General features: G+C 62.0%; 18 protein-coding genes. 7 read left to right on the plus strand and 11 right to left on the minus strand.

Features of this window, described 5'->3' with window-relative positions; genetic code table 11:
- A partial coding sequence (locus tag TR61_RS00005; protein WP_050927467.1) for an acyl-CoA dehydrogenase C-terminal domain-containing protein occupies positions 1–1,779 on the minus strand: 1,779 nt, incomplete at its 3' end.
- 45 nt (positions 1,780–1,824) lie between these two features.
- Complete coding sequence (locus TR61_RS00010; RefSeq protein ID WP_050927468.1) at positions 1,825–2,226, minus strand: MerR family transcriptional regulator; 402 nt, start codon at positions 2,224–2,226, stop codon at positions 1,825–1,827.
- A gap of 334 nt (positions 2,227–2,560) precedes the next feature.
- Here TR61_RS00010 and TR61_RS00015 point away from each other — a divergent pair, with 334 nt between their 5' ends.
- Positions 2,561–3,160, plus strand: a complete 600-nt coding sequence (locus TR61_RS00015) for a hypothetical protein (protein ID WP_157440767.1) — start codon at positions 2,561–2,563, stop codon at positions 3,158–3,160.
- Between the two features lie 19 nt (positions 3,161–3,179).
- Here TR61_RS00015 and TR61_RS00020 read toward each other — a convergent pair whose 3' ends face one another.
- Positions 3,180–3,557 (minus strand): MerR family transcriptional regulator, encoded by a 378-nt coding sequence (locus tag TR61_RS00020; RefSeq protein ID WP_050927470.1) that lies wholly within the window; start codon positions 3,555–3,557, stop codon positions 3,180–3,182.
- Between the two features lie 120 nt (positions 3,558–3,677).
- Here TR61_RS00020 and TR61_RS00025 point away from each other — a divergent pair, with 120 nt between their 5' ends.
- From TR61_RS00025 to TR61_RS00035, 3 genes are read left to right on the plus strand one after another with little or no spacing between them, the layout of a single operon-like run.
- A complete protein-coding gene (locus TR61_RS00025) occupies positions 3,678–4,097 on the plus strand; it encodes a PaaI family thioesterase (RefSeq protein ID WP_050927471.1) in 420 nt (139 codons plus the stop codon).
- Between the two features lies 1 nt (position 4,098).
- A complete protein-coding gene (locus TR61_RS00030) occupies positions 4,099–4,608 on the plus strand; it encodes a PaaI family thioesterase (protein WP_050927472.1) in 510 nt (169 codons plus the stop codon).
- Position 4,609: 1 nt separating this feature from the next.
- Positions 4,610–5,944, plus strand: a complete 1,335-nt coding sequence (locus TR61_RS00035; protein ID WP_050927473.1) for an MATE family efflux transporter — start codon at positions 4,610–4,612, stop codon at positions 5,942–5,944.
- A 16-nt stretch (positions 5,945–5,960) separates the two neighbouring features.
- On the opposite strand, the gene arsC is transcribed toward TR61_RS00035, so the two are convergent.
- The 4 genes from arsC to TR61_RS00055 are packed head-to-tail and all read right to left on the minus strand — an operon-like array spanning position 5,961 to position 8,120.
- Complete coding sequence (gene arsC, locus TR61_RS00040; RefSeq protein ID WP_050927474.1) at positions 5,961–6,305, minus strand: arsenate reductase (glutaredoxin); 345 nt, start codon at positions 6,303–6,305, stop codon at positions 5,961–5,963.
- Positions 6,302–7,357 (minus strand): quinone-dependent dihydroorotate dehydrogenase, encoded by a 1,056-nt coding sequence (locus TR61_RS00045; protein ID WP_050927475.1) that lies wholly within the window; start codon positions 7,355–7,357, stop codon positions 6,302–6,304. The genes arsC and TR61_RS00045 overlap by 4 nt, the downstream gene beginning before the upstream one ends.
- A complete protein-coding gene (locus TR61_RS00050) occupies positions 7,354–7,785 on the minus strand; it encodes a DUF1330 domain-containing protein (protein WP_050927476.1) in 432 nt (143 codons plus the stop codon). Before TR61_RS00050 ends, TR61_RS00045 begins: the two co-directional genes overlap by 4 nt.
- Positions 7,782–8,120, minus strand: coding sequence for a DUF952 domain-containing protein (locus tag TR61_RS00055; RefSeq protein WP_050927477.1), 339 nt, complete (start codon positions 8,118–8,120; stop codon positions 7,782–7,784). Before TR61_RS00055 ends, TR61_RS00050 begins: the two co-directional genes overlap by 4 nt.
- Before the next feature lie 179 nt (positions 8,121–8,299).
- Here TR61_RS00055 and TR61_RS00060 point away from each other — a divergent pair, with 179 nt between their 5' ends.
- On the plus strand, positions 8,300–9,874 hold the full coding sequence (locus TR61_RS00060) for a bifunctional metallophosphatase/5'-nucleotidase (protein WP_050927478.1): 1,575 nt from the start codon (positions 8,300–8,302) through the stop codon (positions 9,872–9,874).
- Here TR61_RS00060 and TR61_RS00065 read toward each other — a convergent pair whose 3' ends face one another.
- A complete protein-coding gene (locus tag TR61_RS00065) occupies positions 9,875–11,662 on the minus strand; it encodes a tetratricopeptide repeat-containing sulfotransferase family protein (protein WP_050927479.1) in 1,788 nt (595 codons plus the stop codon). It lies immediately after the preceding gene.
- A 64-nt stretch (positions 11,663–11,726) separates the two neighbouring features.
- Here TR61_RS00065 and TR61_RS00070 point away from each other — a divergent pair, with 64 nt between their 5' ends.
- Positions 11,727–12,392 (plus strand): SOS response-associated peptidase, encoded by a 666-nt coding sequence (locus TR61_RS00070; RefSeq protein ID WP_050927480.1) that lies wholly within the window; start codon positions 11,727–11,729, stop codon positions 12,390–12,392.
- Here the strand turns inward: TR61_RS00070 and TR61_RS00075 are convergent.
- Both TR61_RS00075 and TR61_RS00080 read right to left on the minus strand, forming a co-directional pair.
- The gene (locus TR61_RS00075) at positions 12,389–12,775 is read right to left on the minus strand and encodes a MarR family winged helix-turn-helix transcriptional regulator (protein ID WP_245626775.1); all 387 of its coding nucleotides are present in this window, start codon (positions 12,773–12,775) and stop codon (positions 12,389–12,391) included. The two genes, TR61_RS00070 and TR61_RS00075, sit on opposite strands and share 4 nt — an antisense overlap.
- 178 nt (positions 12,776–12,953) lie before the next feature.
- Positions 12,954–13,613: a DsbA family oxidoreductase gene (locus TR61_RS00080; protein ID WP_050927482.1), complete on the minus strand. Its 660-nt coding sequence runs from the start codon at positions 13,611–13,613 to the stop codon at positions 12,954–12,956.
- A 153-nt stretch (positions 13,614–13,766) separates the two neighbouring features.
- Here TR61_RS00080 and TR61_RS00085 point away from each other — a divergent pair, with 153 nt between their 5' ends.
- Positions 13,767–14,420: a cupin domain-containing protein gene (locus TR61_RS00085; RefSeq protein ID WP_050927484.1), complete on the plus strand. Its 654-nt coding sequence runs from the start codon at positions 13,767–13,769 to the stop codon at positions 14,418–14,420.
- A gap of 24 nt (positions 14,421–14,444) precedes the next feature.
- Here the strand turns inward: TR61_RS00085 and TR61_RS00090 are convergent, their stop codons facing one another.
- The gene (locus tag TR61_RS00090) at positions 14,445–15,932 is read right to left on the minus strand and encodes an aldehyde dehydrogenase (RefSeq protein WP_050927486.1); all 1,488 of its coding nucleotides are present in this window, start codon (positions 15,930–15,932) and stop codon (positions 14,445–14,447) included.
- Positions 15,933–15,963 lie beyond the last annotated feature (31 nt).

Consider the following 15,963-nt stretch of genomic DNA (forward strand, 5'->3'; position numbering starts at 1 on the left):
GAAATTGGCCGCATCCAGCGCCATGACCGTGTCGGCACCCGATTGGATGCGCGACAGATGCAGGGCCGTCGCGGGCAATTGGCGCGCCATGTAATAACGCCCGGTTGCCAGTTTGGTTTCATAGAACGCGGCGTCCGATGTACCTGCGGCCAGCGCCTCTCTCGCGGCTTTGCCCATCTTCGCCCACATCAGGCCCAGGCAGACATGGCCGAACATATGCATGAAATCATACGAGCCCGCCAGCGCGTGGTTGGGGTTCTTCATGCCGCTTTGCATGAAGAACATGCCCGCCGCCTGCAGATCCTTGGATGCTGCTTTCAGCGGCTCGAGGAACTCCTTGTCATAGGCATCATCCTGACCGGCATTGTCCTTGATGAAGTTTTTCACCAATTCGAAGAAGGCCATCACATGCTTGCCGCCATCCTGAGCCAGTTTCCGGCCCACAAGGTCCAGCGCCTGCACACCATTGGCCCCTTCATAGATCATGGCAATCCGGGCATCGCGGGTGAATTGGGACATGCCCCATTCCTCGATATAGCCGTGGCCACCATAGACCTGCTGCGCCTTGACGGTGTTTTCATAACCCACATCGGTCAGGAAACCCTTGATGATCGGGGTCAGCAGCGAAACCAGCCCGTCTGCATCCGCATCACCCTTGCGGTGTGCCGCGTCGATCATCGTGGCACCCCACAGGATGAACGCACGTGCGCCTTCGGCAAAGGATTTCTGATCCATCAGCGACCGGCGGATATCGGGATGCACGATCAGCGGATCGGCCGGGCCATCGGGGTTCTTGTCGCCGGTAACGTCACGGCCTTGGAGGCGGTCCTTGGCGTATTCCAGCGCGTTCTGATAGGCGACCTCGGCCTGGGACAGACCTTGCATGCCAACGCCCAGACGCGCTTCGTTCATCATGGTGAACATGGCGCGCATGCCTTTGTGCTCTTCCCCGATCAGGTAACCGGTGGCTTCGTCGTAGTTCATGACGCAGGTGGAGTTGCCGTGGATGCCCATCTTTTCTTCGATATTGCCCACCGACACGCCGTTGCGCGCGCCAAGGGAGCCATCTTCGTTTACCAGGAATTTCGGCACGATGAACAGGGACACGCCCTTGATGCCTTCGGGGCCGCCGACGATCTTGGCCAGCACCAGGTGAATGATGTTGTCGGCCATGTCGTGTTCACCGGCAGAGATGAAGATCTTCTGGCCGGAAATCTTGTAGGTGCCGTCGCCCTGCGGTTCGGCCTTGGTGCGCATCAAGCCCAGGTCGGTGCCGCAATGGGGTTCGGTCAGGTTCATGGTGCCTGTCCATTCGCAGCTGACCATTTTCGGCAGATAGGTTTCTTTCTGCTCCTGTGTGCCATGGGCCAGAATGGCCGAGGCCGCGCCGTGCGTCAGACCCTGATACATGGTAAACGCCATGTTCGAGGACGAGAACATTTCGCCCACGGCCGAACCCATCACGACAGGCATGTTCTGGCCGCCGAATTCCTCGGGCATGTCCAGGCCGGTCCAGCCACCTTCTTTGACCTGTTCGAACGCTTCCTTGAAGCCCTTCGGCGTATAGACCACGCCGTTTTCCAGCCGGCAGCCTTCCTTGTCGCCAACCGCATTCAGCGGGGCGAGAACTTCGGAAGTCAGTTTACCTGCCTCTTCCAGAATGGCCGAGGTGAAATCGGCTTCCAGCTCGTCATAGCCGGGAATGTCGGATTCGCTGACTTTCAGAACGTCATGCAGAACAAATTGCAGGTCTTTGGTCGGTGGGGTGTAACTTGGCATGTCTCTCTCCCTGGAACTCAGTATCAGGATTGCAGTACCGCGCAGTTATTCGGCGGCTTTTTTCGGTTGTTTGAGCGAGGCGATCATTCTTTCCCCCCACTTCAGCTGTTCTTTTAGATCGTCGATGGCCTCATTCAGCTCATCGCGCTGCGAAACCATGTCGGCCAGACGGTTGCGGGCCACGTCATAGGTGCGGCTCAGCTGGGTCAGTTGCTGGTCGCCCATGTGGTACAGGTCCAGCAGCTGGCGAATCTCTTCCAGCGAGAAGCCAAAGCGCTTGCCGCGCAGGATCAGCTTCAGGCGTGCGCGGTCCCGTTTGGTGAACAAACGCTTCTGACCTTCGCGGATGGGAAACAGAAGCTCCTTGGCTTCATAGAACCGCAGCGTGCGCGGCGTCACCTCATAGGCGTCGCACATCTCGCGGATTGTCATCACATCTTCACTCATCGTTTCAACTCCGTCATCTCGGGAATGACGCCTAGGTGCTGCTGTTCGTGACACTTTACAACATGCACATGACGTTGACGTAAGTTAGACGTCACGTCACTTGCGGGTTGACGTAACTTCCGCCAACGTCACCCTGCGTCACGCGACATTTTCTTGTCCGGCTAAAAGGTGTTTGGCCTGACCAAGGGTAAGGAATTCCCGACCTGCCGACCTGCCGCTGCGACACCCATGGTGCGTGATGCCCCGTGGTTTCAGGCCTGCAACCCGGCCCGTTGCATGGATATCGGCCCTGTTTATAGTCATCCTGACACCAGATACGGCGCGGATGAAGGATATGACCCGGACCACCCCATCGCTTGCCGATATGCGCAGGCAGTGTCGCAAGACCCTGCCCGGAATTGCCTGGGCCGCGGAAAGCTGGACGTCTTTGGGCTGGCTGGGCACCCGGCGCTTGACCCGCGCCCTGCGGCGGGAGATGCCGCCCGGCCACCGGCTGGCCGGTCTTGACCCGCAAGCCATCGCCGCCGAGCTGTCGCAGGATAGTGTGCTTTACGCCCTCAGTGACGGGCGCGTCGCGCTGGTGCATCTGACCTGGGCCAGGCCAACGGACAACCCCAACTGGCCATCGACCAGTCTTTATCCGTCGCTTGACGATTTCCTTGGCGGTCTTGCGGTGGAATATGCCGGAGAGGCCGCCTTCGCCCGCACCTTCGAGATTGGCGGGGACCTGGGCGATGTCTATTGCGCGGAATGCCAGTCAAACTGGAGCGACGGCAAAACAGGTGAGGGCTGCGTAACCTGTGGGGACTGGCCGTTGGCGCGGCCTTGCCCGGTTTGTTCCGGGGCCTGCGGGGAAGTCTGGGATCGCGCGATTCAGGACAGCCAGGACAGCGGCGAGGCCCATTGGATCGGGACGTGCCGCCGGCAGACCTGAGCCGCGTTGGCGTTACGCTTCAGGCCGGTTTTTCCAACCCTGCGGCGGTCTGGTCGCGCAGCTCAACAAGGGAATCTATTGCCTCCTGCAGCTGGCGCTTTTGTTCTTCAAGCTCTCTCACCTGGCGACTGGCCATTTCCACGAAAAGCCGCATCTGCGGTTCGGTGCCTTCGTTTTCGTAAATCAGCAGCCACTGCCTGATGTCTTCCAGTTGAAAACCGAATTTACGGCCGCGCAGGATCAGCACCATCCGGGCCTGTTCGCGCGGCCCGTAAAAGCGCGACCTGCCTTCACGGTCAGGCTGCAAAAGCTCGATATATTCATAGTAACGCAAGGTGCGCGGCGTCACGTCGAACTTCGCGCACATTTCCTTGAACGTCAGACGGTTGTCAGACATGCCACCTCTCCTCGCGTCAATCGTAGGCTGCAGCGCGGAGGAGTTCAACAGGCGGGCTTGCTCTTTGGTTGCGGTCGGGAACATAAAGGTCAGGAAAGACCCGTCCGAGGATATTCGCCCATGGTTGATAAAGCCAAATTCGCCCGCCAGTTCATCGAGGCGATCCCTCATTCGCGTGCTTTGGGCATGCGGCTGACGGATATCGGCAACGGATCTGCGGAAATCACGATGGAGTATGACGAACGCTTCGTGGGCGACCCAAAAACGGGGGTGATCCACGGCGGCGCGGTTTCGGCGTTGATGGATACCTGTTGCGGTGCCGCGGTGATGAGCCATCCCGACGCACCGGCAGGTACCGCCACGATTGATCTGCGCATTGATTACATGCGCGCGGCAACACCGGGGCAGGCGATCACCACACGTGCCACCTGTTATCATATCACCCGCTCGGTCGCGTTTGTCCGGGCCACCGCAACCGATGAGAACAGCGACACGCCGGTGGCGACGGCCTCGGGCGCGTTCACGGTAGAGGGGCGATAAGATGACCCGTCCGCAACCTGAACCGGTTCAAGTGGTCAAACAGCGCCGCGATGCGGCGCTGAAGGCGTTGGTCGATGCCGTGCCTTACATCAATTACCTTGGGGTGCAGTTTGACCGTCGTGGCGATGAACTGACGGCGGTTCTGCCTTTTGACGAAAAGCTGATCGGCAATCCGCTGTTGCCCGCGATCCATGGCGGCGTGACGGCAGCCTTCCTGGAAATCACCTCTGTCATCACGCTGAGCTGGGCCTATCTTTGGGAAGATATCGAAAGCGGAGCCATCGACCCCGACGCAATGGCGGCGGGCAACCTGCCGCGCCTGCCCAAGACGATTGATTTCACCGTGGATTATCTGCGTTCGGGCCTGCCGCGTGATGCGTATGCGCGCGCGGTCGTGTCCCGGTCGGGGCGGCGTTATGCGTCTGTGCATGTGGAGGCCTGGCAGGATCACGTTTCCAAACGGTTTGCGCAGGCCACAGGGCATTTCCTGATGCCGCGGGACAAAGCCTGAGATGACCGCCGCTGCCCCGGCGCGCGGGCCTCTGACTCATGGCCGGGTTCTAAAAATCGCCATTCCCATCGTGATCTCGAATGCGACTGTGCCCATTCTAGGTGCCGTCGATACCGGCGTCGTGGGCCAGTTGGGAGAGGCCGCGCCCATCGGTGCGGTGGGGCTGGGCGCGATCATCCTGACCTCGATCTATTGGATGTTCGGTTTTCTGCGCATGGGCACGGTTGGCATGACCTCGCAGGCGCTGGGTGCCAGCGATGAGGGGGAGGTCGCGGCGCTTCTGACCCGTGTGCTGATGGCTGGGCTGGGCTTTGGTGCGCTGCTGATCCTGCTGCAACTGCCGATCTTCGCGCTGGCGCTGTGGATCGCGCCGGGCAGTGCCGAAGTGGAAAGCCTTGCGCGTGATTACATGGTGATCCGTATCTGGTCGGCCCCGGCGGCCATTGCGATCTATGGCATCACCGGCTGGCTGATCGCGCAGGAGCGCACGCGGGCGGTGTTGTTCATTCAGGTCTGGATGAACGGGCTGAACATCCTGTTGGATCTGTGGTTCGTGCTGGGCCTTGACTGGGGGGTCGAAGGCGTTGCGATCGCCACATTCCTGGCCGAATGGTCCGGCGCGGCGCTGGGCCTGTGGCTCTGCCGGGAGGCGTTCGATCACCCCCGCTGGCGCGATTGGGCGCGGGTGTTCGATGTGGTGCGGCTGAAGAACATGGTGTCGGTCAACACTGATATTCTGATCCGGTCGCTGATGCTGCAGATCATCTTCACGTCCTTCCTGTTTCTGGGGGCGGATTTCGGCGATGTCACGCTGGCGGCGAACCAGGTCCTGCTGCAATTTCTGTATATCACGGCCTATGCTCTGGATGGGTTCGCCTTTGCCGCCGAAGCGCTTGTCGGCCAGGCGCTGGGCGCGCGCAACGCCAAGGCGTTGCGCCGGGGGGCGGTTCTGACCACGGGCTGGGGCGTCGTGATCGTCCTGGGGCTGATGGTGGCCTTTGCCTTTGGCGGCGGCTGGCTGATCGACACGATGGCCAAAGCGCCCGAGGTGCAGGCCGAGGCGCGGGTCTACCTGATCTGGATGGTGATTGCGCCCATTCTGGGCGTCTGGTCATGGATGTTCGATGGCATTTTCATAGGAGCCACGCAGACCCGCGACATGCGCAACATGATGGCGATCAGTTTCGTGATCTATTGGGCGGCGGTGCTGACGCTGATCCCGGCCTTTGGCAATCACGGGCTGTGGATGGCGCTGATCATTTCCTTCGTCGCACGCGGCATCACGCTGGGCCTGCGCTATCCCCGGATCGAGGCGCGGGCGCGGGGCGAAGTTTAGCGTTCCGGCGTGACACTCAGGCCAGTTTCAGCACGTTTTCCGGCGGTCGGCCCAGAATGGCCTGATCGCCTGAGATGGCCACGGGGCGTTCGATCAGTTTGGGATGCGCGGCCATGGCCTTCAGAAGCGTGCCGTTGTCGTCGGTTTTCGACAGGCCCGCCGCTTTGAATTCCGGCTCTTGCGGGCGCATCATCTTGATCACGGGCGGATGGCCAAGGGCGGCGTGCAGGGCCTGAAGTTCGGCCAGAGACGGCGCGTCTTCAAGGTATTTGCGCACCGTGACCTTCACGCCCCTGTCTTCCAGAAGGGCCAGCGCCTGGCGCGATTTCGAACAGCGCGGGTTGTGCCAAAGGGTGATCATAGCCAATCCTTTCGTCCTGTGCCCACGGCCTCGACCACAGTGGCAAATCCGTCGCGGGCGAGCAATGCGTCAAGGCCGCGCGCGATCTGCCCGACCAGTGACAGTCCGCCATAGACCAGCGCGGTGTAAAGCTGCACGGCAGAGGCGCCGGCTCGGATCTTGGCATAGGCCTGTTCGGCCGATCCGACACCGCCCACGCCGATCAGCGGGATATCGGTGAGCGTCGAAAGATGCGCCAGCACGCGGGTGGATTTCTCGAACAGAGGCTGGCCGGAAAGGCCGCCCATCTCGCCCTTGAAGGGGCTTTTCAGGCCCTCGCGATCCAGGGTGGTGTTTGTCGCGATGATGGCATCGACGCCGGTGTCGCCCGCAACGGCGGCAATGTCGGCCAGTTCCTCGGGCGTGAGGTCGGGGGCGATCTTCAGAAAGACCGGGATCGGGGTGGAGAGCCTGTCGCGCGTGTCGATGACGCCCGCCAGCAGGGCCGCCAGCGCGTCGCGGCCCTGCAGATCGCGCAGTTTCTCGGTGTTGGGGGAGGAGACATTGACCGTCGCGAAATCAACCAGCGGTCCGCAGCGGGCCAGCACCTGTGCAAAATCCCCTGCGCGGTCGGCACTGTCCTTGTTGGCACCCAGGTTCAACCCGATGACCGCGTTGCGCGGGCGTCTGGCCAGGCGGGCGGCGATCACCTCCATCCCGTCATTGTTGAAGCCAAAGCGATTGATGGCGGCGCGGTCTTCGCTCAGACGAAAGAGGCGCGGGCGCGGATTTCCGGGTTGGGGCCGGGGGGTGGCGGCACCCACTTCGATAAAGCCGAACCCGCCTTGGGAAAGCGGATGCAGCGCCTGGGCGTTCTTGTCATATCCGGCAGCCAGCCCGATGGGGTTGGGCAGGTCCAGACCCGCAACCCGTGTTGCCAGACGCAGGGAGGTGATGGGGCCGGGGGCAGGGGCCAGGCCGCTTTGCAGGGCGCGGATCGACATGGCATGGGCCGCTTCCGGGTCCATGTTGTGCAGAAGCGCCAGACCCGCCTTTTCCAGAAGCGCTTTCATCCGAAGCTGGCCCCGTTATCCGATGGCGCGCAGCGGATCAGCCGCGAGGTCAGAACGCCCGCCTGCCTGTGTACCACGGCCTTCCGGTAATCGGGATCCGTGACCATCTGCAGGAACGCATGGGCCGTGGGATACCGGGCGATGAAGACGGCATCCCAGGCTTCGTCCTGCGGTCCGATCAGCATGGTCTGGAACCCGCCACGCCACAGGATCGACCCGCCGACCTTCTTCAGGATGGGTGCGGTGTCCTTGCCGTAATTGGCATAGGCCTGCGCGCCGGTCAGGTCCTGATCCGCAAGCGCATGCCCATCGGGGTATTCGGCCCGGTCGCGGAATCGCACAAGGTTCAGCATCTCGATCGGGTGGTCGCGGTCGAGGGATTTGAACGCTTCGAACTGCGCGCGGGTGGGGTCGATATGGCTGGTCATGCCATCTCCTCGGGGAACCGATGCTGGCCGTTTTCAAGGGGCAGCGGTTTGGCCCAAAGCACCTCGTCCATGCGCATGGGGCGGTAGAGATGGGGGAACAGCGCCCCGCCGCGCGAGGGCTCCCAGATCAGTTTCTCGCCCAGGTCATCGGCCTCAAGCGCCAGAAGCATCAGCCCGTCTTCGCCCGCGAAATGCTTGGCGGCGGTTTCCGCCGCTTGTTCGGCGGTGGAGAAGTGGATGAACCCGTCGTTCAGATCGACCGGCGCGCCCAGCGTTTCGCCTGCGGCCTGAAACGCGGTCCATTCATCGGCACGGAAAATTTTGTAGATCAGCATGGCAGCGTGATGCCTTGGCCCATGCGCGGGGTCAAGCCGGGTCTTGCGCCGGGCCTTTGGTCGGGTGAATTCCGGACGGAAATGTCCGGGCAGCCCGGTTGACGCGCGGACACCTGACGGGAAGCTTTGACAGGGGGCTGACAAAGGCGCAGCATGAAGGCCTAGCTTTGGAGACCCCCATGTTCAAATCCCTTATGATCTCCGCCTCGGCCCTGATGCTGAGCGCGGCGGCGGCGCAGGCCGATTTTACCCTGACCATCCTGCATACCAATGATTTCCACGCCCGGTTCGAGCCGATCAACCGCTTCGACAGCGGCTGCAAGCCCGAAGACAACACCGAAGGCAAATGCTTTGGCGGATCTGCCCGTCTGATTACCGCGATCCGCGACGCGCGGACGCGCTCGAACAATTCGATCCTTGTGGATGGGGGCGATCAGTTTCAGGGGTCGCTGTTTTACACCTATTACAAGGGTCAGGTCGCGGCCGAGATGATGAACCTGATGGGCTATGACGCGATGACCGTGGGCAACCATGAATTCGACGACGGCCCCGAGGTGCTGCGTGGTTTCATGGATGCGGTGCAGTTTCCGGTGCTGATGTCGAATGCGGACGTCACCCGCGAAGAGCTTCTGGCGGACACGCTGAAGAAATCCGCCGTGATCGAACGGGGCGGGGAACGCATCGGGCTGATCGGCCTGACGCCTGAAGATACGGATGAGCTGGCCTCTCCCGGGCCCAATATCACCTTCACCGACCCGGTCGCGGCTGTTCAGGCAGAGGTCGACAAGCTGACCGCCGAGGGCGTGAACAAGATCATCGTGCTGAGCCATTCGGGTTATGGCGTGGATCAACGGGTGGCGGCGGAAACCACCGGGGTGGATGTGATCGTGGGCGGGCATTCCAACACGCTTTTGTCCAACACCCGCGACGACGCGCGCGGGCCCTATCCGACCATGGTGAATGGCGTGGCGATCGTGCAGGCCTATGCCTATGGCAAGTTCCTGGGCGAGTTGAACGTGACCTTTGATGACGCGGGCAACGTTGTGGAAGCGGTGGGTGAGCCGCTGATCATGGATGCTGCCGTCAACGAGGATGAGGCCGTTGTCGCCCGTCTGGGCGAACTGGCGCAGCCGCTGGACGAGATCCGCAATCAGGTCGTGGCGCAGACCGATGTGCCCATCGGTGGCGACCGGGACGTGTGCCGGTCGCAGGAATGTTCGATGGGGACGCTGATTGCCGATGCCATGCTTGAACGGGTGAGGGATCAGGGCATTCAGATCGCCTTTCAGAACGGCGGGGGCATTCGCGCCTCAATCGACGCCGGAGAGATCACCAAGGGCGAGGTGCTGACCGTGCTGCCATTCCAGAACACGTTGTCGACCTTTCAGGTCAGCGGCGCGGTGATCCTTGAAGCGCTGGAAAACGGTGTTAGCCAGGTGGAAGAGGGCGCGGGCCGCTTCCCGCAGGTGGCAGGCATGCGCTTCACCTGGGATCCGGCAGCGGCCCCCGGCAGCCGGATCGTGTCGGTCGAAGTGGCGGAAGGCGATGGGTTCGTGCCGCTTGACGCGGGCAAGACCTATGGCGTTGTGACCAACAATTACGTGCGCAATGGCGGGGACGGGTATGCGATGTTCTCGGGCGATGACAAGAACGCCTATGACTATGGCCCCGATCTTGCGGATGTGACGGCAGAGTATCTTGCGGCGAATGCGCCCTATCAGCCCTATACCGACGGGCGCATTACGCGGAAGTGATCAGCGGCTCAGATCGGGCCAGAGGGCAGGGTCCAGCCTTTCGAGGAAGGGGCGCATGTCTTCGGCCTGATCGGCCCATCCGCCGATGGATCCGGTATGCACCGGCTGGCGCACCTGGTTGGCGCTGGCGGTGCGCACCGCCTGGGCACTGCGTTCCGGTGCGGCCATTTCAGGCAGCCAGTCCACTCCGCAAAGCTGGGCAAGCCTGCGGCTTTCCCCGTCGACGTCGCGCACCAGCGCCTCGTAGGACACGTCATGCACCCGGTCGGGCGCGAGCGCCTTCCAGTGGGCCATGTAACGGGCATAGATATTCGCCTCTTCCGCCATGGCGGCCATGTCGAAGACATAGTTCAGGGCTGCATTCGGGAACCAGTTGCGCCACATCGACCACGCCACGTCGCGCGGATCGCGGAGTGTGCTGAGCACTACGGCATCAGGAAAGGCCGACAGGATGAAGCCGATATACTGGTAATTGGCCGGCATCTTGTCGATGATCGCGGCATAGGGACCGTCCTTCCCCGGCAGGCTGGTGCGATAGTCTTCGGCAAGGGCTTTGGCATCGGCTTCGGTAAAGGTCTTACCGGTTGTGAAGGGATGCACCAGCCGGCCCATGATGGCCTGTTCACCCGCCGTGGCGATATCGGGATGGGCGGCCAGCATTACCTCGATCAGCGTGGTGCCTGACCGGGGCTGGCCCAGAACGAATATCGGGCGTGGTCCGTCTGTCCTGTCCGCCTGGGGCAGGGGACGATCAAGCGGGAATTGCGCCAGGATCGTGTCCTGGCGCGCCTGGGACGCTTGCAGGTCATGGGGGCGCTGGGCGCGGGCTGCCTCATTGGCCTGACGATAGCTTTCGGTGGCGTCCTGGCCAGTCTTCTCAAGGCAATGCGCCAGCGCGAAAGACATTTGAGCGGCGTCCAGACTATTCTTGCGCACCTTTTTCAAGGCGGCCTCGATCTGCGGGATCAGCGCCTGGGCACCATCGCGCGTTTCCATGCGCGACAGGCTGCGCAGAAAATCCGCGTTCAGCGGATCCAGCTCAAGCGCCATGCGCATGGCATCAGCGGCTTCTGCCCTGCGGCCGTTCTCGTTCAGTTGAATGGCATAGCGCTGCAGCGCCAGAATATGGCGGGGATGGATCGACAGGGCCTTTTCTAGAGCGGCCAGCGCCGCGTCCGGTTGCATCCGCATCGAAAGTTGTAATGCGATATTGGACAGGGTGTCCGGGCTGTTTGGATTCAGATCAAGCGAGGCGCGGTAATCGTCGAATGCGCCATCCTCATCACCGGCGCGTTCACGGATCACCGCCCTGAGATTGTGGCCGCGCGCCGCCTTGACCCTGAGATCTTGTGACGGTGTGCCTGCTGCCTCCAGAGCCGCGCGATCGGCGGCGATGACCTTGTCGGCGGCCTCTTGTGCCTTTGTCATGTGGTCGCGCTGCATCTCCAGCAGGGCGATCTGGTAGTGGAGTTCGCCGTCCTCGGGCCGGCGTTCCAGAAGTTGGGCCGCCAGCGCATCGGCCTGTTTGAACTGGCCCGCCTGGATATAGGCCCGCAGCAGGTTGTCCTGGCAATCGGCATTGCCGGGCGCGCGTTTCACCGCTTTGACGAAAAACGGGATCGCCTCTTTCGGTTTGCCGGACTGGCTGAGCGCGATGCCTGCGAAATTAGCAAAGCCTGCCTCTTTCGGATAGCGTCGCAGCCCGTCCTTGCAGGCTTTGAGTGCGGATTTGAACTGGCCCGCCTGAAGAAGCGCGCGGATCTGCGCAAGATCGGTCTGAGAGGTCATGTGCCCGTTCCTAAGCCGTGACGCCGCCTTGTGGAAGATGCATTCTGCGCTTAGTCAGGTGGCCATGTGCGGACGATTTGCGATCACCCTGCCGAATGACGCCATGGCGCAGCTGTTTCAGGCGCAACCGGCCAATGATTTACCCGTCGTTCCGAATTTCAACGTTTGCCCCACAAACCCGGTGCATGTGATCACGGCGTCCGACGGGGCGCGGCGCTTGCAGGCGATGCGCTGGGGGTTTCTGCCGCATTGGTACAAGACCCCCACCGATGGGCCGCTTCTGATCAATGCACGGTCCGAGACGATCGCAGAAAAGCCCGCGTTTCGCAGCGCGGCCCGCGAACGGCGGTGCCTTGTCGTGGCGACGGGCTTTTTCGAATGGACAAAGACGGAGGAGGGCGCGCGCCTGCCCTGGTATATTACACGTGCGGATGAGGCGCCGATTGCCTTTGCCGGTGTCTGGCAGATCTGGGGCAAGGAGGATGCGCGCCAGACCACCTGCGCCATCGTCACGACGCCCGCCAATCAGCACATGGCGCAGATCCACCACCGGATGCCGCTGATCCTTGACCCCAAGGACTGGCCGCTTTGGCTGGGTGAGGCGGGCAAGGGCGCGGCCTTGCTGATGAAACCGGGGCCTGAGGGGCGGCTGTCATATCACCGTGTGGACCCTGCCGTGAATTCCAACAGGGCGTCCGGGCCACAGCTGATCGAACCGATCGAGCCTTAGGAGCCCAGCGTCTTCAAAGGTGCGCGGCTGAGTGCGTTGCCGGCCATGGTCACTTTTTCCATCAGGGCCATGAAGGTCTCTTTTTCCTCATCAGATAGCCCGGCCAGGATATCGGGCTGCAGCGCCACAACCAGGGGCCGGGCCTGGGCCAGCAGCAATTGTCCGGCATCCGTCAGCTCAAGCGATTTCGCGCGTCGGTCCTTGGGCGAGGTGGTGCGCCGCATCAGGCCGCGATCTTCCAGCTTGTCGATCACCTTGCCCAGAGTGGCGCGGTCATAGGCGACAAGCCCTGCAACCGTCGCCTGATCTGTGCCGGGATGTTTTTCTACTGCCGACAGGGCCGCGAACTGCACCGGTGTCAGGTTCAATCCGGCGCGCGTCATCTGTTCGGAAAACAAAGCGACCGATATCTGGTTCAAGCGCCGGATCTGATGCCCGGGCATGCTGTGAATGTCCATTCGCGCCTCTGGATACGTATCAGCTGATGCGAGTGTTCAGAATTCGCCGCGATTTGGCAAGTATGCTTATTAACGCGGTTTCTATTATTGCACTTTCCGCCAATCAGGCGGCGGTTCCTGCGGCGATGCCCGTCAGAATGCGCCCGTAGTTTTCGACCCCCTGCGCCCCGGTCACGCCATAGCGTCCGGCAAAGATCATGGCGGGTACGCCCTGAACGCCCTTGCTTGTCCAGAAAGCTTGTTTGCCGCGCACCTCATCCGCGTAGGTGGCGTTTTCCAGCACCACGCGCGCGGTGTCCGCATCCAGGCCAACGCTCGCGGCAATTGCGCACAAGGTGTCGATATCGGACACGTTTCTGCGGTCGGTGAAATGCGCCTTCAGCAGCGCAAGTTTCAGATCATGTGCCTTGCCCTGATGTTCGGCCCAGTCGATCAGCTGGTGCGCCCGGAACGTGTTCCACATGAACATGTCGTCGCTGAAGCGAAACTCAAAGCCCAGATCCTGCCCCAGTTGAGTAATCTGCGCGCGCGTCTGCGCAGACTGCTGGGCCGTGATCCCGTATTTGGCTGACAGGTGATTGAACAGGTTCTCGCCTTCCTCGGCCATGTGGGGGTTCAACTCGAACGGATGCCAGTGAATGTCGAGCGTGATGCTCTGTTCCCGAGCGGCTTTCGCCAATTGCAGATAGCCGATGGCGCACCATGGACAGACCACATCCGACACGATGTCGACCCGGATCGGGGCAGGGGAGGGGGCTGTCATGGCTAGTCCTTTCGCGCGGGGTTCGTGGGTCAGCATGTACGTGCGCCATGGCCGATTGCAACCAACGCGGTGCTTCACATTGGCGGGAGGGCGCTTGCGTAAACGCGCTCCGGCCCTCTATGTGGCGGGCGACCCGGAAGAACAGGAGCCTTTATGGAACTGAACGCCAATTTCGATGAACGTGTCCTTGTGCATTCGGCCCAGCTGGACTGGATCCCGTCCCCGATGCCGGGGGTGGATCGCAGGATGCTGGACCGGATCGGCGATGAAGTGGCGCGGGCGACGTCGATTGTGCGTTATGCTCCGAATTCATCCTTTTCGGCGCATACCCATACCGGTGGGGAGGAATTCATCGTGCTGGAAGGCGTCTTTCAGGACGAACACGGTGATTATCCGGCGGGAACCTATGTGCGTAACCCGCCCACCAGCGCGCATACGCCGGGATCAAAAGACGGCTGCGTGATCTTTGTGAAGCTGTGGCAGTTCGATCCAAACGACCGCCATCAGATGCGCGTAGATATGTTCGAGGCTGTGTCGAACGGCTCAGCCGTGCTTTACGAGGATGCGCGGGAACGCGTCAGCGTGCACCGGCTGGATGCGGGAGAGGTGCTGAAGGATGACCTGAAGGGCGGTGGGGAGCTTCTGGTGCTGTCAGGTGCGGTGACCGAAGCAGGCGATGAGCTGGTCACAGGCAGTTGGCTGCGCCTGCCCGATGGTGCGGCGCTGGAGGCGACGGCGGGGCCTGAAGGCGCGATGGTCTGGATGAAAACGGGCCATTTGCCGTTTGCGCAGGCGCCCGCGCTCTGATCCGCTCATCCCTGTCCGGCGGGGTCAGAGTTTGATCCAGGCGGTTTTCAGGTCGACGAATTTCTCGATCGCGTGCAGCGATTTGTCATGGCCGTTGCCCGATTGCTTGACCCCGCCCAGCGGCACCGTGATGTCCGATCCGCCATAGGTGTTCACATGTACCACACCCGTGCGCATGGCCCGGATCAGCCTGTGCGCACGGCTCAGATCTGACGTCCAGATGCCGCCGGCCAGCCCATAATCCGTGCTGTTGGCAAGCTGCATCGCCTGATCTTCGTCATCGAAGGCGGTAACGGCCAGAACCGGGCCAAACACCTCTTTCTGCGCGATGGTGTGCGTTTCGGCCACGCCGGTGATGATCGTGGGCTCCATGAAATACCCGCCTGTGTCGCCATGCAGACGCGCGCCGCCCTGAAAAAGTGTGCCGCCCTCGGCTTGCGCGGTTTCCACGAAGGCAAGGTTCTGCTTCAGCTGCCCCTCGTTGTTGACCGCGCCCGCATTCGTGGTGACATCCAGCGGATCGCCGACCTTCATGGCTGCTGCCGCCTTGGCAAGTTCGGCGACAAACTCATCATGGACCGACCGTTCGACCAGCAGGCGCGAGCCGGCGACGCAGACCTGGCCGGAATTGCGGAAGATGCCTGCGGCACTGACCTTGGCGGCCTCTGCCAGATCGGGCGCGTCGGCAAAGACCACATTGGCCGATTTTCCGCCCAGTTCCAGATAGCACCGCTTGAGGTTCGACCGCGCGGATGCCTCGAGCAGCTTGCGTCCCGTCGCCCCGGACCCGGTGAAGGTGATGACATCGACATCCATCGAATGCGACAACGTCTCGCCCACGACTTGCCCGGTGCCGGTGACGATGTTCAGAACCCCCGGCGGCAGGCCCGCCTGCAATGCCAGCTCGCCCAGCCGCAGCAGCGAGAGCGACGCCATTTCCGAGGGTTTTAGAACGACGGAATTCCCGGCCGCAAGCGCGGGGCCCAGTTTCCACGCACCGATCATCAGCGGGAAATTCCACGGGATCACGGCGGCCACCACGCCCACCGGTTCGTGATGCACAAGGCCCAACAGGTCAGGCGTGGTCGGGGCGATCTGGCCGTAGAGCTTGTCAATCGCCTCGGCATAATAGCGGATCGTGCCTGCGGCCGATCCGGGTTCGGCATTCAGGGCCATGCCGATTTCCGTGCCGTTGTCGCGCACGCCCAGCACCGCGAGTTCCAACGCTTCGGCTTCGATCAGATCTGCCCATTTCAGCATGATCTGCTTGCGCATGGCGGGTGCCATTTTGCGCCACCGCCCGTCCTCGAAGGCTGCGCGTGCCGACTGAATGGCGCGGTCGGTGTCCGATTTGCTTGCTGCGGCGATGGATGTCAGGACCTCTCCGTTCAAGGGCGAAATCACGTCCATCACCGCGCCCGCCTCGGCCTCTGTGAAGGACCCATCAATCAGAAGGCCTTGCGAGGGGATCTTGATATTGCGCAGGCTGTCGATTCTGGTTTGATCAAGCATGAGGTCACCTGTCTCGGAAGAGGATCGGTTC

The organism is Aestuariivita boseongensis (genome assembly GCF_001262635.1).
Lineage (GTDB): Bacteria > Pseudomonadota > Alphaproteobacteria > Rhodobacterales > Rhodobacteraceae > Aestuariivita > Aestuariivita boseongensis.